21 protein-coding genes and 1 pseudogene are annotated in these 26,827 nt (G+C 66.3%); 17 read left to right on the forward strand and 5 right to left on the reverse strand.

What is annotated here, in order from left to right; all coding sequences use genetic code 11:
• The coding region (locus ACIQ09_RS13670) for an FAD-dependent oxidoreductase (RefSeq protein ID WP_398310708.1) at nt 1-301 on the reverse strand (301 nt) is incomplete at its 3' end.
• A gap of 447 nt (nt 302-748) precedes the next feature.
• Between ACIQ09_RS13670 and ACIQ09_RS13675 the strand changes: the two genes are divergently transcribed.
• The 10 genes and pseudogenes from ACIQ09_RS13675 to ACIQ09_RS13720 all read left to right on the forward strand — a co-directional run bounded on the left by ACIQ09_RS13675 (nt 749) and on the right by ACIQ09_RS13720 (nt 11,023).
• Nucleotides 749-1,114: a response regulator gene (locus ACIQ09_RS13675; protein ID WP_398310711.1), complete on the forward strand. Its 366-nt coding sequence runs from the start codon at nt 749-751 to the stop codon at nt 1,112-1,114.
• Between the two features lie 550 nt (nt 1,115-1,664).
• A pseudogene (locus tag ACIQ09_RS13680) lies at nt 1,665-2,408 on the forward strand (methyl-accepting chemotaxis protein); the annotation flags it as partial.
• Between the two features lie 20 nt (nt 2,409-2,428).
• Entirely contained in the window at nt 2,429-2,722 is a 294-nt protein-coding gene (locus ACIQ09_RS13685) for a lipid asymmetry maintenance protein MlaB (RefSeq protein ID WP_398310714.1), read from the forward strand.
• 13 nt (nt 2,723-2,735) lie between these two features.
• Entirely contained in the window at nt 2,736-4,907 is a 2,172-nt protein-coding gene (locus ACIQ09_RS13690) for a chemotaxis protein CheW (protein WP_398310717.1), read from the forward strand.
• 26 nt (nt 4,908-4,933) lie between these two features.
• The gene (locus tag ACIQ09_RS13695) at nt 4,934-7,393 is read left to right on the forward strand and encodes a methyl-accepting chemotaxis protein (protein ID WP_398310720.1); all 2,460 of its coding nucleotides are present in this window, start codon (nt 4,934-4,936) and stop codon (nt 7,391-7,393) included.
• Between the two features lie 21 nt (nt 7,394-7,414).
• Entirely contained in the window at nt 7,415-7,993 is a 579-nt protein-coding gene (locus ACIQ09_RS13700) for a chemotaxis protein CheW (RefSeq protein WP_398310723.1), read from the forward strand.
• Between the two features lie 21 nt (nt 7,994-8,014).
• Nucleotides 8,015-8,605 (forward strand): chemotaxis protein CheD, encoded by a 591-nt coding sequence (locus ACIQ09_RS13705; protein WP_398310726.1) that lies wholly within the window; start codon nt 8,015-8,017, stop codon nt 8,603-8,605.
• 8 nt (nt 8,606-8,613) lie between these two features.
• Nucleotides 8,614-9,447: a CheR family methyltransferase gene (locus ACIQ09_RS13710; RefSeq protein WP_398310729.1), complete on the forward strand. Its 834-nt coding sequence runs from the start codon at nt 8,614-8,616 to the stop codon at nt 9,445-9,447.
• On the forward strand, nt 9,444-9,944 hold the full coding sequence (locus tag ACIQ09_RS13715) for a chemotaxis protein CheD (RefSeq protein ID WP_398310732.1): 501 nt from the start codon (nt 9,444-9,446) through the stop codon (nt 9,942-9,944). The genes ACIQ09_RS13710 and ACIQ09_RS13715 overlap by 4 nt, the downstream gene beginning before the upstream one ends.
• On the forward strand, nt 9,941-11,023 hold the full coding sequence (locus ACIQ09_RS13720; RefSeq protein ID WP_398310735.1) for a chemotaxis response regulator protein-glutamate methylesterase: 1,083 nt from the start codon (nt 9,941-9,943) through the stop codon (nt 11,021-11,023). The genes ACIQ09_RS13715 and ACIQ09_RS13720 overlap by 4 nt, the downstream gene beginning before the upstream one ends.
• A gap of 19 nt (nt 11,024-11,042) precedes the next feature.
• Here ACIQ09_RS13720 and ACIQ09_RS13725 read toward each other — a convergent pair whose 3' ends face one another.
• On the reverse strand, nt 11,043-12,335 hold the full coding sequence (locus ACIQ09_RS13725; RefSeq protein ID WP_398310738.1) for an HD-GYP domain-containing protein: 1,293 nt from the start codon (nt 12,333-12,335) through the stop codon (nt 11,043-11,045).
• A 139-nt stretch (nt 12,336-12,474) separates the two neighbouring features.
• Between ACIQ09_RS13725 and ACIQ09_RS13730 the strand changes: the two genes are divergently transcribed.
• The 3 genes from ACIQ09_RS13730 to ACIQ09_RS13740 all read left to right on the forward strand — a co-directional run bounded on the left by ACIQ09_RS13730 (nt 12,475) and on the right by ACIQ09_RS13740 (nt 20,330).
• Nucleotides 12,475-14,472: a PAS domain S-box protein gene (locus ACIQ09_RS13730; protein WP_398310741.1), complete on the forward strand. Its 1,998-nt coding sequence runs from the start codon at nt 12,475-12,477 to the stop codon at nt 14,470-14,472.
• Between the two features lie 93 nt (nt 14,473-14,565).
• Complete coding sequence (locus tag ACIQ09_RS13735; protein ID WP_398310744.1) at nt 14,566-18,891, forward strand: PAS domain S-box protein; 4,326 nt, start codon at nt 14,566-14,568, stop codon at nt 18,889-18,891.
• Entirely contained in the window at nt 18,888-20,330 is a 1,443-nt protein-coding gene (locus ACIQ09_RS13740; RefSeq protein ID WP_398310747.1) for a bacteriohemerythrin, read from the forward strand. The genes ACIQ09_RS13735 and ACIQ09_RS13740 overlap by 4 nt, the downstream gene beginning before the upstream one ends.
• 53 nt (nt 20,331-20,383) lie before the next feature.
• On the opposite strand, the gene htpX is transcribed toward ACIQ09_RS13740, so the two are convergent.
• From htpX to def, 3 genes are all read right to left on the reverse strand, one after another.
• Nucleotides 20,384-21,235 carry a zinc metalloprotease HtpX gene (gene htpX, locus ACIQ09_RS13745; RefSeq protein ID WP_398310750.1) on the reverse strand — a complete coding sequence of 284 codons (852 nt, stop codon included), beginning with the start codon at nt 21,233-21,235 and terminating at the stop codon, nt 20,384-20,386.
• An 87-nt stretch (nt 21,236-21,322) separates the two neighbouring features.
• The gene (gene fmt, locus ACIQ09_RS13750) at nt 21,323-22,243 is read right to left on the reverse strand and encodes a methionyl-tRNA formyltransferase (protein ID WP_398310753.1); all 921 of its coding nucleotides are present in this window, start codon (nt 22,241-22,243) and stop codon (nt 21,323-21,325) included.
• On the reverse strand, nt 22,243-22,746 hold the full coding sequence (gene def, locus ACIQ09_RS13755) for a peptide deformylase (RefSeq protein WP_398310756.1): 504 nt from the start codon (nt 22,744-22,746) through the stop codon (nt 22,243-22,245). Before def ends, fmt begins: the two co-directional genes overlap by 1 nt.
• A gap of 144 nt (nt 22,747-22,890) precedes the next feature.
• On the opposite strand from def, the gene ACIQ09_RS13760 reads away from it, so the two are divergent.
• The 4 genes from ACIQ09_RS13760 to ACIQ09_RS13775 form a co-directional block, all read left to right on the forward strand.
• Complete coding sequence (locus ACIQ09_RS13760; protein ID WP_398310759.1) at nt 22,891-24,000, forward strand: LysM peptidoglycan-binding domain-containing protein; 1,110 nt, start codon at nt 22,891-22,893, stop codon at nt 23,998-24,000.
• Between the two features lie 16 nt (nt 24,001-24,016).
• Complete coding sequence (gene dprA / locus ACIQ09_RS13765) at nt 24,017-25,105, forward strand: DNA-processing protein DprA (RefSeq protein WP_398310762.1); 1,089 nt, start codon at nt 24,017-24,019, stop codon at nt 25,103-25,105.
• Between the two features lie 27 nt (nt 25,106-25,132).
• Nucleotides 25,133-25,612 carry a DUF494 family protein gene (locus ACIQ09_RS13770; RefSeq protein WP_398310765.1) on the forward strand — a complete coding sequence of 160 codons (480 nt, stop codon included), beginning with the start codon at nt 25,133-25,135 and terminating at the stop codon, nt 25,610-25,612.
• Between the two features lie 232 nt (nt 25,613-25,844).
• Nucleotides 25,845-26,827 (forward strand): DNA topoisomerase (locus ACIQ09_RS13775; protein ID WP_398310768.1); only part of this gene is annotated, 983 nt, incomplete at its 3' end.

A 26,827-nucleotide genomic window follows, 5' to 3' on the forward strand; every position in this document is an offset into this window, starting at 1 on the left:
GGTCGGCCTGGGCGCGGGTGGCGCGCACGGCCGGGCCTTTGCTGGCGTTGAGGATGCGGAACTGGATGCCGCCTTCGTCGGTGGCCGCGGCCATGGCGCCACCGAGGGCGTCCACTTCCTTTACCAGATGCCCCTTGCCGATCCCGCCGATGGACGGGTTGCAGCTCATCTGGCCGAGGGTTTCGATGTTGTGGGTGAGCAGCAGGGTGGCGCACCCGGCCCGCGCCGCTGCCAGCGCGGCTTCGGTGCCGGCATGGCCGCCGCCGACAACGATCACGTCGAATCGGGTGGGATGGAGCATGGGAAAACCGGGGAAGGTGAATCGGGGGAGCCGAATGATACGACCTTGCGCTGCAAAAATACAGCGCCGCGCGCCTTCTGGATTGGGAAAAACGGCGGATTTACAACGGCTTATCGTCTTTTTGGGGCGCCCTGATGAGGGCGCGGCCGGTTCGTCCGAGGTCGGTTCAGGCTGCGCTGCGGCAGACCGGCTGCCGGGGCAGTGCTGCCCGGCAGGAAGGGGTGCATGTGCGTGGACGCCGAATTAGGTGAGCCTATTGCCGCATTGAACAAACTTCACCTCTCCTACCTCAAGTTTGCCGCCCGGTGTCCGTTGAGCCTTGCAGCAAAAAGGCTGCCCCCGACACGGCGCAAAGGATCGCCAAAGGCTGCAGCCATCGTCAACCAATCAACCAACCATGGATGCAGAGCCCGCATGGGCTTGCTGCCGCGCGGGGGAGTTAGGGACGTGAAGACAATCATGCTGGTGGACGATTCGGCCACCGTGTTGCTGTCCATTTCGGGGATTCTCGCCAAGGCGGGCTTCCAGGTGGTCACCGCCAGCAGCGCCGAGGATGGCCAGAAGAAGCTGGCCTCCGGGACCAAGCCCGACCTGCTCATCACCGACCTCAACATGCCGGGCATGAACGGTATCGAGTTCATCAAGGTGGTACGTCAGCGGCCCGAGCTGCGCTTCATGCCCATCCTCTTCCTCACCACTGAATCCCAGCAGAGCAAGCGGGCCGAGGCGAAGGCCGCGGGCGCCTCCGGCTGGATCGTCAAGCCGGCCACCGCCGACACCCTGCTCAACACCATCATGCTGGTTCTGCGCTGAGCGCGCGTCCATGTCCATCCAGAACAAGTCCCTGCGGCGGAGGGTGCTGCTGTCCTGTGTGACGGCAGCGGGGGTGTTTGGCGTCGTGTATTTTGCCAACCCCCTGTACCACGCGATCCTCCTTGATGGCTTCGGGCTCAGCCACTCGATGGGCGACGCTATCGGAGCCGCCTTTGCGGTGATCATCAGTTTTGTGGTTCACCACCTGCTGTCGATTGTCCGCTACCGGGATCCCAGCTACGGCGCCGAGCAGGCCTTGCAGCACGCCCGCGACGAGGTGGCGCGGCAGCATGGGGTGGCGGCCGAAGTGGGGCAGTCCCTGGATCAGGTGCCCCATCTCAACAGCATCCTGGCCGGTCAGCTGAACGCCGTCACCGAGCAGACCGAAGCGGCGGCCCTGGGCATGGTGCAGCGCCTGCAGGCGGTGGACGAAGTGGTGCGCGATCTGGACGGTGTAGTCCAGGCCTTTTCCCAGGAGTCCAGCCAGATCGTCGAGGAGGCCAACTCCCGCGCGGCCCGCAATCAGAAGACCCTTGAATCCCTGCAGAGCTACATTCACAGCCGCCTCGCGAACGTGGGCGAAGAGCAGGAGCACGTGATGTCGGCCCTGGCCGAGGCCCGGTCCCTGGCCCAGTTCGTCAACCTGGTGCGTGAGATCTCCGGCCAGACCAACCTGCTGGCGCTCAATGCAGCCATCGAGGCGGCGCGGGCCGGTGAGGCCGGGCGCGGGTTTGCTGTGGTGGCTGATGAGGTGCGCAAGCTCGCCGGCCAGACCGACCAGGCCGTGCTGAAGATCAACGAAGGCATCGCCCGGGTGGTGAATACCATCGAATCCAAGTTCCAGGCCCAGCTCGACCAGTCGATCTCCAATGCCGAGGAGAGCGCCCTGCGCACCGTGGCCGACCAGTTCGACGAGGTGAGCCAGAGCTACGCTCAGCTGCTTGCGCACGAGAGCCGGATTCTCGGCGTGTTCCGCGAGTCCAGCGGCCGGCTTGCTGACATGTTCATGGAGACCATGGCCAGCGTGCAGTTCCAGGACGTCACCCGGCAGCAGATCGGGCATGTGATCGAAGCCCTGGAGCGCCTCGATGCCCATGTGCTCAAGCTGTCGGCCTGCCTCTCCGGCACGGTGGCGGCGGGCGACATCCCGGCCATGACCGAACAACTCGACCGCCTGTTCGAGAGCTATGTGATGGACCGGGAGCGCGATGAACACGCGCGTCGCAGTGGTCGTTCCGTGCCGTCGGGTTCCGCCCGGTCGGGCGACAGCGGCCCCCCGGTCGAGTTGTTCTGACGCGCAGCGTGGAGAAGATGATGAGTGTGATCCGACGCGCCTTCACCGAAGATTTCACGATCTACCGGGTGGCCGAGATCAAGCCCGACCTGCTGGAGGTGATCGCCGCCGGCGAGCGCATTGAGCTGGATCTGGCCCAGGTGGAGCGCATTGACTCTGCCGGCTGCCAGCTGCTGATGCTGGCCAAGCGCGAGGCCAGCGCTGCCGGCAAGACTTTGGCCATCGTGGCCCACAGCCCGGCCGTGCAATCCCTGATCGAGTTCTACAACCTGGCCGCCTGGTTCGGCGACCCCCTGGTCGTAGCGGCCCAATAGCGGCAACCCCACCATGGACGAACTCAAGCAAGTCTTCCTGCAGGAAAGCAACGAACAGCTCGATGCCCTGGAGGCGCTGCTGCTCGAGCTGGAGGCCCGCCCCGAAGACGAGACCACGCTCAACGGCATCTTCCGTGCGGCCCACACCATCAAGGGCGCGGCCGGGATGGTCGAGTGCGCGGCGGTGGAATCCTTTGCCCACGTGGTCGAGAACGTGCTCGACCGCCTGCGCAATCACGAGATCGCGGTGAGCACCGAGCTGGCCGCCCTGATGCTGGCCTGTACCGACCAGCTGCGGCTGCTGGTGGCCGACGAGGCCGGTGTGGCCGACCTGGCCACCGAAGAGATCCAGGCCCGGACCGCCCAACTGCTGGCCCGGCTGGGCGAGTTTGGGCCCGGTGGGCAGGTTGCCGCCAGCCCGAAGGTGGTCGACCCGGGGGTGCAGCGCATGCCCGGGCGGCATGCGGGCCACAACTGCTGGCACATCTCGGTGCGCTTTGGCGCCGACGTGCTGCGTCAGGGCATGGACCCGGAGAACTTCCTGCGCTTTCTCGAAACGGTGGGCAACATCCGCCACATCGAGACCCTGGCCGACGGCATGCCCGCCGCCGCGGCGATGGACCCGGAGCTGTGCTACCTGGGCTTCGAGATCGCCCTCGAGTCGGCCGCCGACAAGCAGGCCATCGAGGACGTCTTCGCCTTCGTGCGTGACGAATGCCGGCTGGCCATCCTGCCGCCCGACAGCAAGGTGGGCGACTACCTGGAGCTGATCGACAGCCTGCCCGAGGACAGCCTGCGCCTGGGCGAGATCCTGGTTCAGGTCGGTGCCCTCACCGCCGACGAGCTGGCCGAGGGCCTGCGCGCCCAGGCCGCCCCCGCCTCTGCCGGCAGCGCCCCCGAAGGCACGCCCATTGGCGAGATCCTGGTGGCTCGCCAGGTGGTGCAGCCGGAGCTGGTGGCCGCGGCCGTGGCCAAGCAGACCCAGGTCAGCGAGAAGAAGGCCCACGACGCCAAGCTCATCCGCGTGCCGGCGGACAAGCTCGACCACCTGATCAACCTGGTGGGCGAGCTGGTGATTGCCGGTGCCGCCACCAGCCTGCTGGCCCACACCCGGCGCGACGGCGAGCTGATCGAGTCTTCATCCCTGCTGACACGCCTGGTGGAGGAGATCCGCGATGCCTCCCTGCAACTGCGCACGGTGCAGATCGGCGAGACCTTCAACCGGTTCCAGCGCCTGGTGCGCGACGCCTGCAAGGACCTGGGCAAGGACGTGGAGCTGGTGATCTCCGGTGGCGAGACCGAACTCGACAAATCCATCGTCGAGAAGATCGGCGACCCCCTGATGCACCTGGTGCGCAACTCCCTGGATCACGGCATCGAATCGCCCGCCGTGCGTGAGGCCGCCGGCAAGAGCCCGCGTGGCACCCTCTCCCTCAACGCCTACCACGATGCCGGCAACATTGTCATCGAGGTGGCTGATGACGGCGCCGGCCTCAACCGCGAGCGCATCCTCGCCAAGGCCATCGAACGCGGCCTGGTGGACCCGGACGTGCATCTGTCCGACCGGGAGGTCTACGACCTTATCTTTGCCCCCGGCCTGTCCACCGCCGAGCAGGTGACCAACCTGTCCGGCCGCGGTGTGGGCATGGACGTGGTGCGACGCAATCTGCAGGCCCTGCGCGGCACCATCAATGTGGACAGCCACCCGGGCCAGGGCACCCGCCTGACCCTGCGCCTGCCCCTCACGCTGGCCATCATCGACGGCTTCCTGGTGGTGTCGGCCAATCGTTCCTATGTGATCCCCCTCGATGCGGTGGTGGAGTGCATCGAACGCCCCGTCACCGAGCACGACCGCAACTACTTCAACCTGCGCGGTCAGGTGCTGCCGGCCGTGTGCCTGCGGGAAAGCTTCAAGCTGCCCGGCGAGCGCCCGACCCGGGAGAGCGTGGTGGTGGTGCAGTACGCCGGCCAGCGCGCCGGCATCGTGGTGGATCGCCTGGCCGGTGAGCTGCAGGCGGTGATCAAGCCCCTCGGGGCGATCTTCCGCCACCTGCAGGGCATCGGCGGATCGACCATCCTGGGCAGCGGCGAGGTTGCCCTGATCCTCGACGTTTCCGCCCTGATCAAGATTTCCGGGCAGGCCGAGCAGCGTCTGCTGGCCCGCCCCGAGCAACGTAGCGCCTGACTTTTTGCATTACCCGGAGACCAAGCATGTTTAATAATCTGAAGATCGGTGTGCGCCTCGGCCTCGGCTTCGCTTTCGTCCTGCTGATGCTGGCGGCGATCTCGATCCTGTCCATCACCCGCATCAACGAACTCAACGCCGGGATCAACGAGCTGGCGGAAGGGCGGATCCCCAAGATCATCATGGCCGATGAGCTGTCCCTCAACGTTCAGCTGGTCGGCCGGGGTTTGCGCAACATGATCATGACCTCCGACAAGGCCATCGAAAAGCAGCAGCACGAGGCCATTACCAAGGCCCGGGCGCGCAACTCCGAGCTCTACCAGCAGATCGCGCCGCTGATCCTGACCGAGAAGGGCAAGGCCCTGCTCACCAAGGCGACGGATGCCCGAACCAAGTACGGGGCCATGACCGACAGGATGCTTGCCCTGGCCGACACTTCCTCACCCCAGCACAATCAGGAAAAGGCCACCCAGCTGCTGTTCGGGGAATACACCGAGGTCGCCGGCGCCTATGTGGCTGCCCTCAATGATCTCGCCGCCTTCCAGGTGGATGGCGCCAGGAAGGCCGGCGTCCACGCCGTCGAGCTGGCCGACTCCTCCCGCAGCCTGGTGATCACCCTGGCGTCGGTGGCCTTCGTGCTGGCGGCCGTGTTTGCCCTGTGGTTGACCCGCAGCATCACCCGCCCGATCAATCAGGTGGTGGATGCGGCCAAGAAGATGGCGGTGGGCGATTTCAACTTCAGCCTCAAGAGCGACGCGAAGGATGAAGTCGGGCAAGTGGTGCAGGCCGTCGAGGCCGTGCAGCATGCCGTTCAGTCCATGTCGGCCGATGCCTCCCTGCTGGTGACAGCAGCGGTGGAAGGCCGCCTGGCTACCCGCGCCGATGCGAGCAAGCACCAGGGTGACTTCCGCAAGATCGTCGAGGGCGTGAACAGCACGCTCGACTCGGTGATCACGCCCCTCAACATGGCGGCCAACTACGTGGATCGCATCTCCAAGGGCGACATCCCGGCGAAGATCACCGACAGCTACAACGGCGATTTCAACCTCATCAAGAACAACCTCAATACCTGTATCGACGCGGTGGACAAGCTGGTTGCCGACGCGGGGATGCTGACCAAGGCCGCGGTGGAAGGCCGCCTGGCCACCCGCGCCGATGCAAGCAAGCACCAGGGCGACTTCCGCAAGATCGTCGAGGGCGTGAACAGCACGCTCGACTCGGTGATCACGCCCCTCAATGTGGCGGCCAACTACGTGGATCGCATCTCCAAGGGCGACATCCCGGCGAAGATCACCGACAGCTACAACGGTGACTTCAACCTCATCAAGAACAACCTCAATACCTGTATCGATGCGGTGGACAAGCTGGTGGCCGATGCCAAGCTGCTGTCCGCGGCGGCCATCGCCGGGCGTCTCGAGACCCGCGCCGACGCGAGCCAGCACCAGGGCGACTTCCGCAAGATCGTGGATGGCGTGAATGGCACCCTGGACGCCATCGTCGGGCCGATCAACGAAGTGCGCCGCATCATGACGGCCATCGAGCAGGGCGACCTGACCCAGAACATCACCAATGACTACCAGGGCGACTTCAAGGCCCTCAAGGAAGCGGTGAACAACACCGTGGCCAAGCTCTCCGACACCATCACTCAGGTGCGCACCGCGGCCGATGCCCTGACCAACGCCTCCGGCCAGGTGTCTGCCACCGCTCAGAGCCTGTCCCAGTCCTCGTCCGAGCAGGCTGCCAGCGTGGAGGAGTCCTCCGCGTCGGTGGAGCAGATGTCAGCCTCCATCAACCAGAACGCCGAGAACGCCAAGGTCACCGACAGCATGGCCTCCAAGGCTGCCGTGGAAGCTACCGAGGGCGGCGATGCGGTGAAGAACACCGTCGACGCGATGAAGAAGATCGCCCAGAAGATCGGCATCATCGACGACATCGCCTACCAGACCAACCTGCTGGCCCTCAATGCGGCCATCGAGGCGGCCCGCGCCGGCGAACACGGCAAGGGCTTCGCGGTGGTGGCGGCAGAAGTGCGCAAGCTGGCCGAGCGCAGCCAGGTGGCCGCGCAGGAGATCGGCGGCCTGGCCGGCGATTCCGTTGGCCTGGCGGAGCGCGCCGGGCACCTGCTGGACGAGATCGTGCCGTCCATCCGCAAGACTTCCGACCTGGTCCAGGAGATCGCCTCGGCCTCCCAGGAGCAGTCGTCCGGCGTGGCCCAGATCAACAACGCCATGAACCAGCTCAACCAGGCCACCCAGCAGAACGCTTCGGCCTCCGAAGAGCTGGCGGCCACCGCCGAGGAGCTGGGCGGCCAGGCCGAACAGCTGCAGCAGCTGATGCTGTTCTTCACCATCGACGAGCGCAACATGGGCCGCGGTGCCGCCCGCCCGGCGGCGGCCAGCACCTCGCGCAACGCCCCTGCCAAGCCCCGCAGTGGGGCCCGGGTGGCTGGCTTTGCGTTCAACGAGAATGACTTCGAGAAGTTCTGAGCGGCGAGAAGGAGCCTGACCATGTCCACGCTGCCCACCTCGGCGGGCAACCCTGCCACCAGCGGCGCCAAGACGCCGGTGGTGGTGGAAGCCAGCCCCGCCCAGTACCTCACCTTCCAGCTCGGCGGCGAGATGTTTGCCGTCGGCATCCTCAACATCAAGGAGATCATCGAGTACGGCACCGTCACCGAAATCCCCATGGTGCCGCCCTTCATCCGCGGGGTGATCAACCTGCGCGGCGCGGTGGTGCCGGTGATCGACCTGGCCAGCCGCTTTGGCGGCAAGCGCTCGGAGATCTCCCGGCGCACCTGCATCGTCATCATCGAGCTGTCCGAGAACGATGAGCGCCAGGACGTGGGCGTGGTGGTCGATGCCGTGTCGGAAGTGCTGGAGATCCCGGCCACCGAGATCGAACCGCCGCCGTCCTTCGGGGCCCGCATCCGCGCCGACTTCATCCGCGGCATGGGTAAGGTGAATGGCAAGTTCGTGATCATCCTCGAGGTGGCCAAGGTGCTGTCGGTGGATGAGATCGCCTCCCTGTCGCAGCTGGCCACCGATTCCATCCCCGACAGCCTGGCCGGCGCAGCGGCCCAGGGCTGATCCGCCGCAGCCGGGGCTTTCATGGACTACGCCAGCCTGCCGGCACGGGAGATCGAGCGCCTGTCGCGCAATGTGGCCCCGGGCGCCTGGGCCGTGGAGCGGGAGCGGCCCTTGTCCACCCTGCTCGGTTCCTGCGTGGCGGTGTGCCTGTTCGATGCCCAGGCCCGGTTGGGCGGCCTCAACCACTTCATGCTGCCCAACCTGCAGCGCAGCGCCAACAGCGAGGTGGATTCCCTGCTGGCGGGTGACTACGCCATGGAGGCCCTGCTCAACGCGCTGCTCGCCCAGGGCGCCAAGAAGCCGCGTATCCAGGCCAAGGCCTTTGGTGGCGGCACCATCATCGAGACCGCCGGGCAGTCCCTGGCCATCGGCCAGCGCAATGCCCGCTTTGCCCGCGACTGGCTGCAGCGGGAGGGCATCCCCGTGGTGGCCTCCGACTTTCTCGGTCCGTGGTCGCGCAAGCTGCTGTTCCTGCCGTCCAATGGGGATGCCTGGTGCAAGCGCATCGTCACCTCCCATGCCACCGCGGAGGTGATCGCCCGCGAGGAGCGCGCCTACGCGGCCACCCTCGTCAAGCCGAAGGTGGCTGACGACAACGTTGAACTGTTCTGAGCCTGCCCATGAACGGCCCCGCCGCCGGGCACCCGTCGGGTGCCGCCATCACCGACCAGGAATTCGCCCTGTTCCAGCGTCTGATCTACAAGATCGCCGGCATCAGTCTGTCCGATGCCAAGAAGGTGCTGCTGGTCGGGCGCCTCTCCAAGCGCCTCAAGCACTACGGCTTTCCCACCTTCTCCCAGTATTACCGCATGCTCGCCACCGGCCAGCACCCGGAGGAGCTGCAGGTGATGGTGGATCTGCTCACCACCAACGAGACCTACTTCTTCCGCGAGCCGCGCCACTTCGAGTTTCTCCGTGACGAGATCATCCGCCCGCGGCGCAACCCCGCGCCCTTCCGGGTGTGGAGCGCGGCCTGCTCCACCGGTGAGGAGGTCTACACCCTGGCCATGCTGCTCGCTGAAACCCTGCCCAATACCCCCTGGGAGGTGGTCGGCTCGGACATCAGCACCCAGGTGCTGGCCAAAGCGGAGGCAGGGCACTACCCGCTGGATCGCAACGAGGGCATTCCCCCCGCCTATCTGGTCAAGTACTGTCTGAAGGGGGTACGTGCCCACAGCGGTACCTTCCTCATCACGCCTGAACTCAAGCGCCGGACGCGGTTCCAACAGGTGAACCTGACCCTGCCGGTGGATGCCGGAATAGGTGACTTCGAGGTAATCTTCCTGCGTAACGTAATGATCTATTTCGACATGGACACCAAGCGCAAGGTCGTGGCCAACCTGCTGCCCCGCCTCAAGTCGGGCGGGCACCTCATCATTGGTCACTCGGAGACCCTCAACGGCATCCAGCAGGGCCTGGAGCCGGTGCGGGCGACCATCTACCGAAAGCCATGATCGAGCTGGCTGACGACATCCACGAAGTATTCCTGCAGCCGGGCGACTTTCATTTCGGGGGCGGACGCACGCGCCTGTCCACCCTGCTGGGGTCGTGCATTTCCATAACCCTGTGGCACCCGCGGCGCCTGATCGGCGGCATGTGTCACTACATGCTGCCCGGGCGCAGCCGGGCGGCGGATGCCCCCCTCGACGGGCGCTACGCCGATGAGGCCCTGGCCCTGTTCGACCAGGCCGTGGCCCGCGTGGCCAGCCGGCCGGCCGACTACCAGGTGAAGGTCTTCGGGGGCGGCAACATGCTTGTCCGCGATGGCGCGGCGCCCCGGGTGATGGACATCGCCAGTCGCAACGTGGAGCGCGCCCATGAACTGCTGGCCCTTCACGGCTACCAACCCACGGTTGCGCACTGCGGTGGAAAGGGGCACCGCAAGCTGATCTTCGATCTGTGGACCGGCCATGTATGGATGGCCCACCGCCCCCTGGAGGGCGGACTTTGATCGCCCGCAAGCCCATCCGCGTGATGATCGTGGACGACTCGGCCATCGTGCGTCAGGTGGCCAGCGAGGCCATTGCCGCCCAGACCGACATGCGTGTGCTGGCGACCGCCTCCGACCCCCTCTTCGCCATCGACAAGATGCGCAAGGAATGGCCGGACGTGATCGTCCTCGACATCGAGATGCCGCGCATGGACGGGCTGACCTTCCTGCGCAAGCTGATGGCCGAGCGTCCGACGCCGGTGGTGATCTGCTCGTCCCAGGTGGACAGGGGGGCCAAGGCCAGCTTTGATGCGCTGGCGGCGGGGGCGGTGAGTGTGGTGGCCAAGCCCAAGGTGGGGGTCAGGCAGTTTCTGCAGGATGAAAGCGAGAGCCTGGTGGCGGCGATTCGCGCGGCAGCGGGGGCCCGCCTGCGCCGGGTGGGGGCGCCGCTGCCGCGTCCCAAGCTGACCCTCGACGATCTACCCGCCGGGCCACGGCTGACTGTCAATGCCGACCTGACCCGGGTGGTCGCCATCGGCACCTCCACCGGCGGCACCCAGGCCCTGGAGGTGGTGCTGACGCATCTGCCCGAGGCGGTGCCGGGCATCGTCGTGGTGCAGCACATGCCGGCCGGCTTCACCGACATGTTCGCCCGGCGCCTCGATGGTCTGTCACGTATCCGGGTGCGCGAGGCGCGCCCGGGCGATCGGGTTGAACCGGGCCTGGCCCTGATTGCCCCAGGGGGGCGCCACCTGCAGCTGGCCCGGGATGGGGGCGGCTACCACGTGGGAGTGGTGGACGGGCCCCTCATCAATCGCCACAAGCCGTCGGTGGATGTGCTGTTCCGCTCTGTGGCCCGAACGGCCGGTGCCCGCGCCCTGGGCATCATCATGACCGGCATGGGCGACGACGGGGCCCTGGGTCTGAAGGAAATGCGTGATGCCGGCGCCACCACCTTTGCCGAGGCCGAGGAAACCTGCGTGGTCTTCGGCATGCCGAAGGAGGCCATCCAGCGCGGTGCGGTGGACACCGTGCTGCCCCTGCACGACATCGCCGACGGTTTGGTGGCGTGGAGCCGCGGTACCCTTCGCGGGGAGTGACAGACGCGTCGGGCGACGCCTACTCCGGCTGACCGTGGAAGTAGCTGAGCCGGCGCCGTGGGGCCAGGTATTCCAGGGCGGCGGGATCGACCTCGGCGGGGCGCACCACGGCATCCACCTTCACGTCCGGTTCGCTTGCCAGGTCGACGATCAAGGCCTCTGCGCGGGGTACCGTGGGGTCGAAGATCATTACCGTGGGCCGCAGCAGCCGGGTGTGATCCACCGCCACCACCAGCCCCAGGTTGCCATTTGAGAGCTGCACCATCGATCCCGGCGGGTAGATGCCGAGCAGGCGCACGAAACGCTGCAGCAGGTCGGTGTCCCAGTGCATGTGCTCACTTTTGAACATCAGGGTCATGGCTTCGGCCGGGGTCGCCGCCTTGTCGTGCTGCAGTGGATTGCACAGGTTGTCGTAGCGGTTGGTGATGGCCACGATGCGCGCAGCCCGGGATAGGGAGGCCTCGCTCAGGTGGTTTGGATAGCCCTTGCCGTCCATGGTTTCGTGGTGGTTCAGGATGATCTCGATGACGGCCGGTGGCAGCACCCGCAGCTCCCTGGCCATCTCGGCGCCGTATACCGTATGCAGGCGGAAGAACTCTTCTTCATGGCGGTTGCGCTGGGGGTTGCGCAGTACGGCATCGGGCACCCGGACCTTGCCGATGTCGTGGAACAGGGCGCCCTCGCCAAGCAGGCGCAGCTCGTCCGGCGACAGCCCGGCCGAGCGGCCCAGCATCAGTGACAGGATCATCACGTTGAGGGCGTGGAAGTAGGCGTTGTCGTCGGCCACCTTGTCACCCATCAAGTGCAGGATCATGCCCGCATCGTCGGCAAAGGAACTGACCACCCCGTCCACCAGTTCACGGGCGCCCACCACCGAGCGCTCGGAGGCGGCGAAGAGGTTGCGCATCACGTCGCGGATCTGCTGGGCGGCGCCCTGGTAGCGTTTTTCGCACTGGGCGATGAGCTTTCGCTGATGGGCTACCCGCTCGGCCTGCTGGCGTTTTTCCTCCAGGGCGGCCCGTTGCTCCGGGGTTGGCGGTGCGGGGGCGGTCGGCGTGGCTGCCTGTGCCCGGGGGGGCGGTGTGCTGCTGCGTGGCAAGGGGGCGGCTGAACTGCGCTCGGGCAGATACTGGATGGTCTTCAGACCGAGCCCACGCAGGATCTCCACCTGGGTCTGGTCATGGATGCGGAACTGGTTGAACAGGAAGGGATGCCCCATCCAGCCCGATGGCAGCCGGATGAAAAGCCCCGGCTGCAGCTGGGAGGGGTCGATTTCAGTCACCACTTCGTGGTGACGGGAGAAGGGGGGCACGGCGGACTCCTTGGCGGCACTTCAGGCATAACGGCAGCGTGGTGCGTGGCTAAAGTTCGCTGATGGAGGGCCGTAGTGCCTTCTGATATCGAGCCTAGCCGGAACGCTCGCCTGTTCACCGGTTTGTCCCGTCCACCCCATGACCAAGCCCAGTTCTCCCCCGCGGATTCGCGACAGGCTCCAGGCCCGGGAGGCCGCCTCGCTGATCCGCGATCCGCTCTTCCTGTTGGGGCCGGATCGCCGCATCCTGGACTGGAATCGTGCGGCCGCCCGGGCCTTCGATATGGACGAAAACTTGCCAGCAAGCCCGGCCGCCCTGGATGCCATTCCCCGCCTGAGGCGTCTGGTCGAGCTGCTCCGGGAGGTGGATGGTCCCTTCAGTCTGACCCTGGACGCGCCGGACGGCGAGCGCACCTATGCGGCAGACCTGCACCGGGACGAGAAGGATGGATTGATTCTGCTGCTGCATGACGATACCGATCGGATCCGTCTGCACCAGGCCCTCAAGGAAAGCGAGAACCGGCTGCGGGCCGTTACCGGTGCGGCCATGGAGGCCATTATCACGATGGATCACCGGGGCCGCATCCAGCAATGGAACCCCGCCGCCGAGCGGATCTTCGGCTGGGAGGCCAGCGAGGTGCTAGGCCGCAGCCTGCACGCCCTCCTGGCCGGACCGACGGAGCAGGCGCTGTTCGCCGCCGCCCCCGGCACCTGGCCGCAGACCGGGCAGGGGCGCACTTTCGGTTCGATCATCCGTCTGCCGGCGGTGCGCAAGGATGGCAGCGTGATTGAAGTCGAGGTGTCGGTCACCGCCTATCGCATGGCTGGTCGCTGGCAGGCGCTGGGCATCGTCCGCGATGTGACCGCGCGGGCCCGGGCCGAAGCACGCCTGGAGCTGGCCGAGGCGCGCTGGCAGTTCGCCCTTGAAGGGGGTGGCGATGCGGTGTGGGACTGGGATGTGGTTGGCGGGGAGGTCTTTCAGGGGCCGCGCTTCTACAGCATGCTCGGCTACGACGAGGATGCCTTCCCGCGCACCTTCGACAGTTTCCGTAGCCTTGTTCACCCGGACGACTGGCCGCGCCTGATGCGCGCCCTCGATCCGGTCTTCTGCGGCGAGGCGCCTTTGTACAGTTGCGAGTTCCGCATGCGCGCGGCCGATGATGGCTACCGCTGGATTGCCTCCCGCGGAAAAATCATCGAATGGGCGCCCGATGGCCGGCCGCTGCGCATGGTGGGTACCCATCGTAATGTGCACGCCCGGCACGAGGCCGAGGCGGCGCTGCAGAAGCAACTGGCCGAAACCCAGCGCCTCAACGTTGAGCTCGAAGAGACCCAGGTGCAGCTTGTGCAAAGTGAGAAGATGGCCTCCATCGGCCAGCTTGCCGCCGGGGTGGCCCACGAGATCAACACCCCGCTGGGTTTCGTCAAATCGAACATGGGCAGCCTGCAGGGCTACGCCGCCACGCTGATGGAACTGGTGGACGCCTATCGTGCAGCCACCGCGGGTATGCCAGGCGTGCCAGCCCTGGAGGCCTTGCGTGGCCGGCTGGCCGAGGTGGAGTTCGACTATCTGCGCGACGATATCCCGGCGCTGCTCGCCGAGACCCAGGACGGCATCCTGAGGGTTCAGCGCATCGTGGCCGACCTGAAGGATTTTTCCCACCTGGGCGGCGAGCAGTGGGCCTACGCCGACCTGCATCGGGGCCTCGATTCCACCATCAACATCCTGCGCAACGAGATCAAGCACCGGGCCGAAGTGGTGCGGGAGTATGGTGAATTGCCCGAGGTGTGGTGTCAGCCTTCGCAGCTCAACCAGGTCTTCCTGAACCTGCTGGCCAATGCCGCCCACGCGATTGCCGGCGGCGGCCGCATCACGGTGCGCACACGTCTCGACGGCGATTGGGCGGTGATCGAGGTCAGCGATACGGGCTGCGGCATTCCGCCGGAGAACTGCAAGCGTGTCTTCGATGCCTTCTTCACTACCAAGCCGGTGGGCAAGGGGACGGGGCTCGGCCTGTCGATCAGCTACGGCATCATGCGCAAGCATGGCGGGCGTATCGAGCTGAACAGCCGGGTGGGTGAAGGCAGCACTTTCCGTCTCGTCCTGCCGGTGCATGCCGCCGTGTCGACACAGTGAGCCCGTGGGATGGCCGATATCATGTATGAACTCTATCCGCGCATGCCCTGGTGCAGCCTGCTGTCGCGCGCCCGTGTAACGAAAGGCTTCTGAATGCCCCTTCCGCCGAAATCTCCACCTGACGATCGGACGTTTCGCCCTACGCCGCCGGGGCCCTCTGCCACGCGTCCTGCCGGGGAGGGCGAGGGGCTCGTTCGCAGCCTTGAGCAGGAGCGCAATTTCCTCAAAACCCTGGTCCGGGCCCTGCCCGACCTGGTGTGGCTGAAGGACCCGGACGGCGTCTACCTGGCCTGCAATCCACGCTTCGAGCGCTTTTTCGGTGCCCGCGAGGCGGACATCGTGGGGCGCAGTGACTATGACTTCGTCCCCTGGGATCTGGCGGACTTCTTCCGTCGCAATGACCTGGCTGCCATTCATGCGGGGCGTCCGGTGCGCAACCAGGAGGAGCTGGTGTTTGCCGATGACGGTCACCGGGAGTGGGTGGAAACCCTCAAGACCCCGATGTATGACGCAGATGGGCAACTGGTGGGGGTTCTTGGGGTGGCCCGGGATATCACCGATATCCGGCGGGCCCAGGAAGCGCTGCGTGAGCGGGAGGAGATCTTTGCCAGCATCGTTGGGCAGGCGGCGGATTCCATTGCCCTGGTGGATGCCCAGAGCGGTCGTTTTGTCGAGTTCAACGAAGCGGCCCACCGTAACCTCGGCTACAGCCGTGAGGCGTTTGCCAACCTGTCGATCGCGGCAATCGACTGTGAGCAGAGCCCCGAGCTGATGGCCCAATGCATCGCGCAGATGTTGAGTCCCTCTGGCCTGTCCATCGAGACGCGCCATCGCCACGCCAGCGGTGCGGTGCGGGACGTGCGGGTGCGTGCCCGCGGCATCACCCTGCGGGACGGGCGTCAGTATCTTGCGGCGATCTGGAGCGACATCACTGACAGCAAGTGCACCGAGCTCAGCCTGCGCCGTGCCAACCGCGCCTTGCGCACGGTCAGTGAATGCAACCAGGCCTTGGCGCGGGCCAGCGACGAGCGGGCCCTGTTGCAGGACATCTGCCGCCTGATGGTGGAATTCGGCGGGTATCGCATGGCGTGGATTGGCTTTGCCGAGGATGACGCGGCGCGTAGCGTGCGACCGGTGGCCGAGGCGGGCGCCGCGGCGGCGGACTATTTCCGCGCCCTGGGTGTTTCCTGGGGTGATACGCCGGCAGGGCAGGGGCCCACCGGAACGGCGATCCGCGAAGGGCGCCCGGTGCTGTGCCGCAACCTGCAGACCGACCCCCGCTTTGCCCCGTGGCGTGAGCGCGCCATCCAGTGTGGTTATCGTTCGTCCTGCGCCCTGCCCCTGCTGGATGCCGGCAGCTGTTTTGGTGCCCTGTCGGTCTATGCCGAGGAGGCCGACGCCTTCGACGAAGAGGAGATCCGCCTGCTGACGGATCTGAGCGGCGATCTGTCCTTCGGCATTCGCGCCCTGCGTGACCGCATCGCCCGGGACGAAGCCTTGCGCCTGCAGGGCGATGCCGAGCTGAAGCTGCGCCACCTGATCGAGGCCAGCCCGACGGTTCTTTACGCCCTCCGCATCGTTGATGAGCAGGCCGTACCCGTGATGGTCGGTGACAACATCCAGCGCATCTTCGGCTATAGCCCCGCGGAAGTCATGGTGCCGGGGTGGTGGGAGGCGCATATCCACCCGGACGACCGTGCCCGGGTTGGCGATATGTCGCGGCATCTACCCCGGCTCCGACAGGTGTCCCATGAGTACCGCTTTGCCCGCAAGGACGGCGACTACGTGTGGGTGCGCGACGATTTGCGGCTAGAGCAGGAAGGGCCGGCGGGTGGGGAGGGAAATGGCGGCCTGGAGATTGTGGGCGCGTGGACCGACGTCACGGCACGCCGGCGTGTCGAGATGGCGCTCACCACCCAGCGCCAGGTGCTTGAAATGGTGGCCTCAGGCGCAAGCCTGCCGCATACCCTGGAGACGCTGGTACGCGGTGTCGAGGCCCAGTTGAACGGGGTGCGGGCATCGATCCTGCTGCTCGACCCGGACGGAGGGCTCCTGCGCCATGGGTCGGCGCCCAGTCTTCCCGAGGCCTACAACCAGTGGGTCGACGGGATCTGCATCGGCGAGGGGGTGGGCTCTTGCGGAACGGCGGCCTGGCGGCGTGCGCCAGTGATCGTCGAGGACATCTCCTGCGACCCCCTGTGGGCGAAGTATGCCGATGTGGCTGCGAGCTTTGGGCTCAAGGCCTGCTGGTCCACCCCCATCTTCAGCCGTGACGGCAGCGTGCTGGGCACCTTTGCCCTGTATCCCTCGGTCGTCTCGCGGCCGGCGGAGGACCACCTGGAGCAGATCGCCCTGGCTACCGATGTGGCCGCCATCGCTATCACCCGACACCGGGAAGAGTCGGCCCTGCGCCACAGCGAGGCCCGTTTTCGCCAGCTTTTCGAGGTGGCGCCCATGCCCCTGGCCCTGGTGGGGGCAAACGGCGTGGTGCTCGACATCAACCGCAGCTTCACCGAGACCCTCGGCTATACCCTCGGCGATGTGCCCGACATGGAAACCTGGTGGCGTCTGGCCTACCCCGACCCGGATTACCGCAGCTGGGCCCAGGCGACCTGGGGGGCCGCCCTCCACGAAGCCAGCACCAGGCAGCGCTCGGTGGAGCCCTTCGAGTACCGCATCACCTGCCGCACGGACGAGGTGCGTACCCTGATGGTGTCGGGTGCGCTGGTGGGGGACAGCCTGCTGGCGACCTTCTTTGACGTTACCGAGACCCGCAAGCTCGACGCCCAGCTTGAGCTCTACCACCAGCATCTTGAAGACCTGGTGGCCGAGCGCACCGCCCAGCTGGCCGAGGCGAGACAGAAGGCCGAGTCGGCCAGCCAGGCCAAGACGGCCTTCCTGGCCAACATGAGCCACGAGATCCGGACTCCGATGAACGCCATCCTCGGGCTGGCCCGCCTGCTTGAGCGCAGCCCACTTCAGCCCGACCAGCAGGATCGCCTCAACAAGATCCGCAATGCGGGCAGCCATCTGCTGTCGATCATCAACGATATTCTGGACATTTCCAAGATCGAGGCCGGCAAGCTGACCCTGGAGTCAATAGACTTCTCCCCGGGTGTGCTCTTCAACCAGGCCCATTCCCTGATCCATGAGCGTCTGGCCGCCAAGCACCTGGAGTTTCGCTCCGATACCGACGGCCTGCCGCCGGTACTGCGGGGTGATGTGACCCGCCTGCGTCAGGCCCTGCTGAACTACCTGAGCAACGCGGCAAAGTTCACCGAACAGGGTTGCGTGAGCCTGCAGGCCCGGGTGCTGGAAGATGGCACCGACGATCTGCTGGTCCGCTTCGAAGTGATCGACACCGGCATCGGCATCGCCGCCGACCAGCTACCTCGCCTGTTCCAGTCCTTCGAGCAGGCGGATGCCTCTACTACCCGCCGCTATGGTGGCACCGGGCTGGGGCTGGCATTGACCCGCCACCTGGCCGGCCTGATGGGTGGCCAGGCGGGGGTGGATAGCACACCCGGCCGGGGCAGCACCTTCTGGTTCACGGCCCGCCTCACAAAGCGGCCGGGCGTGATCCTGCCCCTCAGCGGATCGGGGCTGCCCGTCGAGAACCTGGCGGATGCGGCGCTCAGCCTTCAGGGTGGCCGTGTTTTGCTGGTGGAGGACAACCTGCTCAACCAGGAAGTGGCGGTCGAAATGCTCAATGACCTGGGGCTGTCCATCGACCGGGCCGCCAATGGCGCGGAGGCGGTTGAGTTGGCGGGCCTCCATGCCTATTCCTACATTCTCATGGATATGCAGATGCCGGTAATGGATGGGCTGGAGGCGACACGTCGCATACGCTGCCTGGCCGGATGCGCTCAGACGCCCATTGTGGCCATGACCGCGAACGCCTTCGACGAAAACCAGGATGCCTGCATGGCCGCGGGAATGAATGATTTCCTGGCCAAGCCGGTGGAACCTGAGGCGCTGTGCAGCATGCTCATGAAATGGCGGCCTGGCGCCGTCCCGGTGCGCGCCGGAAGCGTACCCCTCACCTTGCCGCCAAACACGGCCAATGATCTCGACGTGGAGCGCGGCCTGCGCGTCGTGCGTGGCAAGTGGCCCACCTACCTGCGCCTGCTGGGGGTCTTTGCCGATGCCCATGGAGATTCCGCCGAGCGCCTGATGGCCAGCCTGGCTGCGGGTGATGTGCCGGAGATTGCCCGCCTGGCCCACGCCCTCAAGGGCTCGGCCGGCAACGTGGGGGCGGTGCGTGTAAGCAGCCTGGCCGATGCGGTATGCCAGGCTGCCCGGGCTGAACGGGCGCCGGAAGAGCTGGCCGATCTCCTGGCCAGCCTGGGGCAGGCCCTGAAGGACCTGTTCAAGGCCATTGGTCAGCAGCTTGCCCGTGGTGCGGGAGAGGCACCATGAACGGCCCGACACGGATTGCTCCGTTTCGCTGGGCCGACTATTTCGAAACCGGCTTTGGCGAAGTCGATGCCCAGCATCACAAGCTGGTGGACCTGGTCAATGCCCTGGCCCAGCGGGCGGCCACGGGCAACGAGATCCAGCCGGCGGAGCTGGCCCACGTACTGGATGGCCTGGGCAGCTATGCCGCCCATCACTTCACCACGGAAGAGGCCCTGATGGAGCGCGTGGGCCTGGACCCCCGGCATCTCCACGCCCACCGTCAGAGCCATGCCGAGTTCGTGGCCCAGGTTGGAGAGATGCGCAAGACCGCCGATCCCACCAGGGCGGTGCCCGTGCTGTACCGTTTTGTCACCAGCTGGCTGACCTTTCACATCCTCGATACCGACCAGAGCATGGCCCGCCAGCTGCGGGCGGTGGAGGCAGGGAGCACGCCCGAGGCGGCCTTCGAGGCGGCGGCCAGCCACAGCAGCGACCCCGGCAATACGGCGCTGATCGCCGCGGTACGCAACCTGCTCGGCCTGGTGGCCGAGCGCAACAACGAACTCGCACGGATCAATGCCAGCCTGGAGCAGCGCGTGGCGGAACGGACGGCCGAACTCACCGCGGCCAACCACACCCTGCGCCAGACCCTGGATTCCTTGCAGGAGACGCGAGGGCGGCTGCTGGAGGCGGACAAGCTGGCTGCCGTGGGCCAGCTGGCGGCGGGTGTCGCCCACGAGATCAACACCCCGCTGGGCTATGTGGCGTCCAACCTGGGTTCTTTGCGTGAGTACGCCGAGCGCTTGCTGGCCTTGGTGGATACCGCCGACCGCCTGGCCGCGGGGGGGCACAATGCAGATGCCTGGGTGGCGGCCCGCGACGGGACCGATCTGGATTTCATCCGCGAAGACTTGCCGACCCTGGTGGCCGAGTCCAACCGGGGGCTGAGCCGGGTTTCCGATATTGTCCGTGCCTTGCAGGACTTTGCCAGCGCAGGACCTGCCGACACCTGCGCGGTGTCACTGGCACAGCTGCTCGACGAGGCTATCCGGGCCACTGCCGCCAAACGCCAGCCCGATCAGGTGGTCGTGCGCAGCTATGGGGCCGTGCCGGCCATGGCGGTGAATCCAACCCTGCTCGGCGAGGCATTCAAGGCCCTGCTCGACAATGCCGGTCAGGCCCTCGGGGGCGGGCCGGGCACGATTGCCGTGCGTGCTCATCCCCAGGGCGGGAGCCTGGTGGTGGAGGTGGAGGACGATGGTTGCGGCATGGATGAGGCAACCCGCGCACGCATCTTCGAGCCATTCTTCACCACCCGCCCGGTAGGGCAGGGGCGTGGCCTGGGGCTGTCGTCGGCCTACCGCATCGTGCAGCGGCATGGCGGGCGCCTCGATGTGAGCAGTGCTCCGGGCGAGGGCAGTTGCTTTCGGGTGTTTTTGCCCCTGACAGAAGCGCGCTGAAAACACAGAACCCGGCCGTAGCCGGGTTCTTCATTCAAAGGGGCTGGCGCCGGTTAGCGTCGCACTACCAGGGCACGCAGTCGGGCCACGCGCTCTTCGGTCGCCGGGTGGGTGCTGAACAGGCCACGCAGACCGCCACCCGACAGCGGATTCATGATCATCATCTGACCAGTCTCCGGGTGGGCCTCGGCCGTGGGCATGGGGATGCCGCGGGCAAAGGCGTCAATCTTCATCAGCGCATCAGCCAGGGCGTTCGGGTCGCCCGCGATCTCGGCACCGCCGCGGTCCGCCTCGAACTCCCGCGCACGGGAGATAGCCATCTGGATCAGGCTGGCGGCGAGGGGCGCCAACAGGGCCACCGCGATGGAGGCGATGGGGTTGCCCGGGCGGCCGTTCTCGTCTCGTCCGCCGAAAAACATGGCGAAGTTGGCGAGGGCCGAGATGGCACCGGCCATGGTGGCAGAGATGGTCGAGATCAGGATGTCCCGATGCTTCACATGGGCCAGCTCGTGGGCCATCACGCCGCGCAGCTCGCGCGCACTGAGCATCTGCAGGATGCCGGTGGTGGCCGCCACGGCGGCGTTGTCGGGGTTGCGCCCGGTGGCGAAGGCGTTGGGCTGGTCCTCATGGATGATGTAGACCTTGGGCATCGGCAGCTGGGCACGCGCGGCCAGCTCACGCACCATGTTGTACAGGTAGGGAGAGCTGGTTTCATCCACCTCCTGCGCGTTATACATGCGCAGGACCATCTTGTCGGAGAACCAGTAGGAGAAGACATTCATCGCGCCGCCAAAGACCAGGGCGAGGAGCATTCCCGACTGACCACCGATCATGGCGCCGATCGCCCCGAAGAGAGCGATGATCCCCGCCATGAGGATGGAAGTCTTGAGCCAGTTGCCGAGCATTGCGTTTATCCGTCCTTTCGAAGTTAAGCGGAAAGCGTAGGCTTAGATGGGGCGAATCGCAAAAGATTCAATGGGCTGTACGCCGCCTCAGGCGAAGCGGCTGCCCACGGCAATCGGCATGCCGCGCAGGAAATCGGCGGCGGAGAGGCGTTTGGCGCCGGGTTTTTGCAGTTCTGTGATGCACAGGGCGCCTTCGCCGCAGGCCACGATCACGCCGGCACCTTCGGCCAGCAGGACCTCGCCCGGTGTGCCGCTGGCGTCGATGGCCCGGGCCCGCCACAGCTTGATCGGGGTCTCGCCATGGGTGGCGATGGCGCCGGGAAAGGGATTGAAGGCGCGGACCATGCGTTCAAGCTCGATGGCCGGCCGGGTCCAGTCAACGATGGCTTCGGCCTTGCCGATCTTGGCGGCGTAGGTGACCCCGTCGGCGGGCTGTGGCGTGGCGGCGAGGCCGCCTGGCAGGGCTTCGAGGGCCTCGACGATCATCTCGGCACCCAGCCAGGCCAGGCGGTCGTGGAGGCTGCCGGTGGTGTCGTCGGCGTTGATCGGTTCGGCGCGCTTGAGCAGCATCGGCCCGGTATCGAGGCCGGCATCCATCTGCATGATGGTGATGCCGGTTTCCGCGTCGCCAGCCTGGATGGCCCGGTGGATGGGGGCGGCGCCACGCCAGCGGGGCAGCAGCGAGCCGTGGATGTTGAGGCAGCCGAGACGGGGCAGATCAAGCACGGCCTGGGGCAGGATGATGCCGTAGGCGGCTACCACCAGCACGTCGACACCGGCTTCGGCCAGGGGCGCCTGTTGTTCGGCAGTGCGCAGCTTTTCGGGCTGGTGCACCGGGATGCCGGCGGCCAGGGCGACCTGCTTGACCGGGCTGGGCTGCAGCTGCATGCCACGCCCGGCCGGGCGGTCGGGCTGGGTCAGGACCAGAGGGACTTCGAAGCCGGCGGCAAGGATGGCTTCGAGGGCAACGGCGGCGAACTCGGGGGTTCCGGCGAAGGCGACTTTCATCAGGCGGTGATCCGGGCCTTCTTGGCCAGTTTGCCCTTGATGCGGGTCTGTTTGAGCTGGGACAGGTATTCGACGAAGACCTTGCCTTCCAGGTGGTCGAGTTCGTGCTGGATGCACACGGCCAGCAGGCCCTCGGCGTCGAGCTCGAAGGTCTTGCCCTGCTGGTCGAGGGCTCGTACCCGCACTGTCTCGGAACGGCTGACCTTGTCGTAGATGCCGGGCACCGACAGACACCCTTCCTCACAGACCTGCTCGCCCGATCGGGCGATGATCTCGGGGTTGATCAGGGCCAGCAGGGCAGATTTGTCTTCTGAAGTGTCGATGACCACGACGCGCTGGTGAACGTTCACCTGGGTGGCGGCCAGGCCGATGCCCGGCGCCTCGTACATGGTTTCCGCCATGTCGGCGATCAGCTGACGGATTTCGTCGGTCACTTCACGCACGGGGGCCGCACGAGTGTGGAGGCGCGGGTCGGGGTAGCGGAGAATCGGTAGAAGAGCCATAAATATTGCCGGATGAAGACTTTACGTGCAGAATTTTGAGCGAAATATGCGATGCCTGCGTCTTGACGGAGAGGGCATCAGGCTCCGCAACACAGACTGCCCACGATGCGGCGCAACTGTCCGCCGAAAGCGAGCGCAACTCCAATGATCCGCATTATATCCGCCCTCCTCATCGGCGTCGCCGCCCTGGTTCCGGCCGGTGCTGGCGCCGCCGGTCCGATCCGGCTGGCCGACGACGCCCCCGACAGTCACGTGGTGGTGTCCGGTGACACTCTCTGGGGCATCTCCGGCAAGTTCCTGCGCGAGCCCTGGCGCTGGCCCGAAGTGTGGCGCCTGAACCGGGAGGAAATCCGCAATCCGCACCTGATCTACCCGGGGCAGATCGTCGTCCTCGACCGCAATGGCCCGACCCTGAAGCTGGGCAAGCGGATTGGCGGGACGGACCGCCCGCTCTATGAAAAGCGTTTCCCGCAGATCTACTCCGAGCCGGCACGTACCGCCATCCAGAGCATTCCGCTGCGGGCCATTGCCCCCTTCCTGTCTGAACCCCTGGTGGTGAATGACGTCGAGGATGCCGCGGCCGGCATCGTCGTGGCCACTCAGGAGGGCCGAGTCTTCACCAGCCCGGGCGACACCATCTTCGCCACCCGCATCGACCCGGAAATCACCAACTGGAACGTCTATCGCAAGGCCAAGCCCCTGAAAGACCCGGTTACCGGTGAGGTGCTGGGGTTCGAGGCGGCCTACCTCGGTCAGGCCAGGGTCAGTTCCGGGGCCGGCGTGCTCGTTCCCGATGCCGCTGGGGGAGCCACCGATTCGGCTCGCGAGGGCGCGCCCATCCCGGCGAGCCTGATCGTCACGTCTTTCAAGCAGGAAATCGGCAAGGGCGACCGCCTGCTGCCCGCCGGGCGCCCCGAGTTGCCCAGCTACGTGCCCCACGCCCCCGAGCAGGAGGTGAGCGGCCGTGTGGTGTCGATCTACAACGGCGTCGGCGGTGCCGGTCGCCACAACGTGGTGGCCATCAGTGTGGGCAAGCGCGACCAGATCGAGGTGGGTCATGTGTTGGCCCTGCACCGCAACCGGGGAGAAACGGTCTACCGGGAAGACAACGTCGGCCCGGCCCAGCGCTACAAGCTGCCCGAGCAGCGCTACGGTCTGGTCTTCGTGTTCCGGGTTTTCGAGCGGTTGGCCTATGCGCTGGTGATGGAGAGCGACGGGCCAGCCACCGTGGCCGACAGCGTCCGCAAGCCCTGATGCGTCGGGGCTCTACTTGTCGGAGCGCCATCCCCTTGCATCCTGGCTGCGCCTGACCCTGACGCCGGGCCTCGGCCCGGCCAGCCAGCGTCAGCTGCTGGCAGCCTTCGGGCTGCCGGATGCCCTCTTCGATGCCGGCCACAGTGCCCTTGCGGCGGTGGTCGGCAGCCCTGCCGCCCGCCTGTTGCTCGATCACGATGCCGGTGAAGCCGTGGACAGGGCCCTGCAATGGGCCGACGAGCCCGGCAATACCGTCCTGACCCTCGGGGATGCCGCTTATCCGGCCGCCCTGCTGGAAATCCCCGATCCGCCCGTATGCCTCTATGTAAAAGGTGACACGGGCCTGTTGTCGCATACGGCCATCGCCGTCGTGGGCGCACGCAGCGCCACGCCCCAGGGCGAGGCCAACGCCGAAGCCTTCTCGGCCTGCCTGTCCCGGGCCGGGCTGGGCATTGTCAGCGGCTTGGCTCTGGGTATCGACGCGGCTGCCCACCGGGGCGGCCTGAGCGGCCCCGGCCGCACCGTGGCGGTGATCGGCACTGGGGCCGACCGCATCTATCCGGCACGCAATGGCGATCTGGCGCGGCGCATCGCTGCCGAAGGGGCCATCGTCAGCGAATTTCCCCTGGGCATCGGGCCGCTGGCCCACAACTTTCCTCGTCGCAACCGGCTCATCGCCGGTCTGGCTCGGGGCGTGCTGGTGGTGGAGGCGGCGGTCAAGAGCGGTTCTTTGATCACGGCCAGGCTGGCCATCGATTGCGGACGGGAGGTTTTTGCCATCCCGGGCTCCATCCACTCACCCGTGGCAAGAGGATGCCATCGCTTGATCCGCGATGGGGCCAAGCTCGTCGAATGTGCCGAAGACATACTCGAGGAGCTCCGCTTCAGTGTGCCGGAAGCCGCGCCGATGCGTGACATGGGGCCGGCAGAGGGGGTGACGGGTGACGACAGGGTGTTGTCTGCCCTGGGCCATGACCCGGTGGATGTGGACACCCTGGTGCACCGCACCAGCTTGACGCCGGAAGCGCTCTACGCCATTCTGCTATCGCTGGAGCTCGAAGGACGGGTTGCCCGCCTGCCCGGAGGGCGCCTCCAGCGTCTCTGAAAATGACCGGCCTCAGGCCCACGCGCCATGTTCGATATCCTCGTGTACCTCTTCGAGAACTACGTCCACGCCGATGCGTGCCCGGAACCTGCGCAACTGGCCCGCAAGCTCACTGCCGCCGGCTTCGAGGAAGAAGAAATCACCGAAGCCCTCGAGTGGCTTTCCGGCCTGCGTCAGCTCTCCGACGGTGAGCGCCCGGCCCAGTTCTCCCGCGCGGGCTCCCTGCGTATCTACTCCGACGATGAACAGATCCGCCTGGGCATGGAATGCCGGGGCTTCCTGCTGTTCCTGGAAAACGCAGGTATCCTGGATTCCGAATGCCGCGAGATGATCGTCGAACGGGCCCTGGCCCTCGGCGAGACCGAGATCGAGCTGGAGAACCTGAAAGTGATCGTGCTGATGGTGCTGTGGCAGCAGGATCGCCCCATCAACGGCCTGATTCTCGACGAACTGCTCAACGAATCCGAAGGGGACGAAGAGGAGCAGGCGCCATTCGCGGTGCATTGAGGCGGAGCCTTGGCCCCCTGGTGGCTTGCACGCCCGGCGCCGGCTTCCGTATGATGCGCCGCTCTTCCCAACAACCTGCAAGGGTGGCTGTCCATTCGTCGCGCATGTTCGTCCTGCGCTTCCGGCACTCACTGTATTCGCACGCAGATGCGTTCCGCGTCACGCTCCCGGGCCGACTCGCGGCGATTCCCCCACACCCTCTGAGTCAGGCGCCGCAAGGCGCACCACAGGCATGAGCAAGCAGCTGATCATCGCGGAAAAACCTTCGGTTGCAGCGGACATCGCCCGCTCTCTCGGTGGTTTCACCAAAGAAAAAGACTACTTCGAGTCCGAGCACTACGTCCTCTCGTCGGCCGTTGGCCACTTGCTGGAGCTGACGGTGCCGGCCGAGTTCGAGGTCAAGCGCGGCAAGTGGTCCTTTGCCCACCTGCCGGTGATCCCGCCTCACTTTGCGCTCAATCCCATCGAAAAGACCGAGGATCGTCTTAAGCTGCTCACCCGCCTGATCAAGCGCAAGGATGTCACCGGCCTGATCAACGCCTGTGACGCGGGCCGCGAAGGGGAACTGATCTTCAGCTTCATCGTGCAGCACTCCGGCAGCACCAAGCCGGTACAGCGCCTGTGGCTGCAGTCCATGACCGCCAATGCCATCCGTGACGGCTTTTCCCAGCTGCGGGCCGCGGCCGACGTGGAGGGCCTGCGGGAGGCCGCCGTATGCCGCGCCGAGAGTGACTGGCTGATTGGCATCAACGGCACCCGGGCGATGACCGCCTTCAACTCCAAGACCGGTGGTTTTCACCTGACCACCGTCGGCCGGGTGCAGACCCCCACCCTGGCGCTGGTCGTCGAGCGCGAGGAAAAGATCCGCGCTTTCAGGCCCACCGACTACTGGGAGCTGGAGGCCAGCTTCGGCTGTCAGGCTGGCGCCTATGTAGGCCGCTGGTTCGATGAAGACTTCAAAAAGCCCGAAGAGGGCGCACCGCTGGCCGAGCATTCCACTGCCTTCCGGCTGTGGGAAAAAGCCCGTGCCGAGGCCATCAAGGCCAAGTGCGAGGGTAAGACCGGTACGGTGGAGGAGGAGTCCAAGCCCTCCACCCAGCTGTCTCCCCTGCTATTCGATCTGACCTCCCTGCAGCGGGAGGCCAACGGCCGCTTCGGCTTCTCGGCCCGCACCACCCTGCAATTGGCCCAGGCGCTGTACGAAAAGCACAAGGT

Origin of the sequence: Zoogloea sp. (assembly GCF_044344315.1) — a bacterium.
Taxonomy (GTDB): Bacteria; Pseudomonadota; Gammaproteobacteria; order Burkholderiales; family Rhodocyclaceae; genus Zoogloea.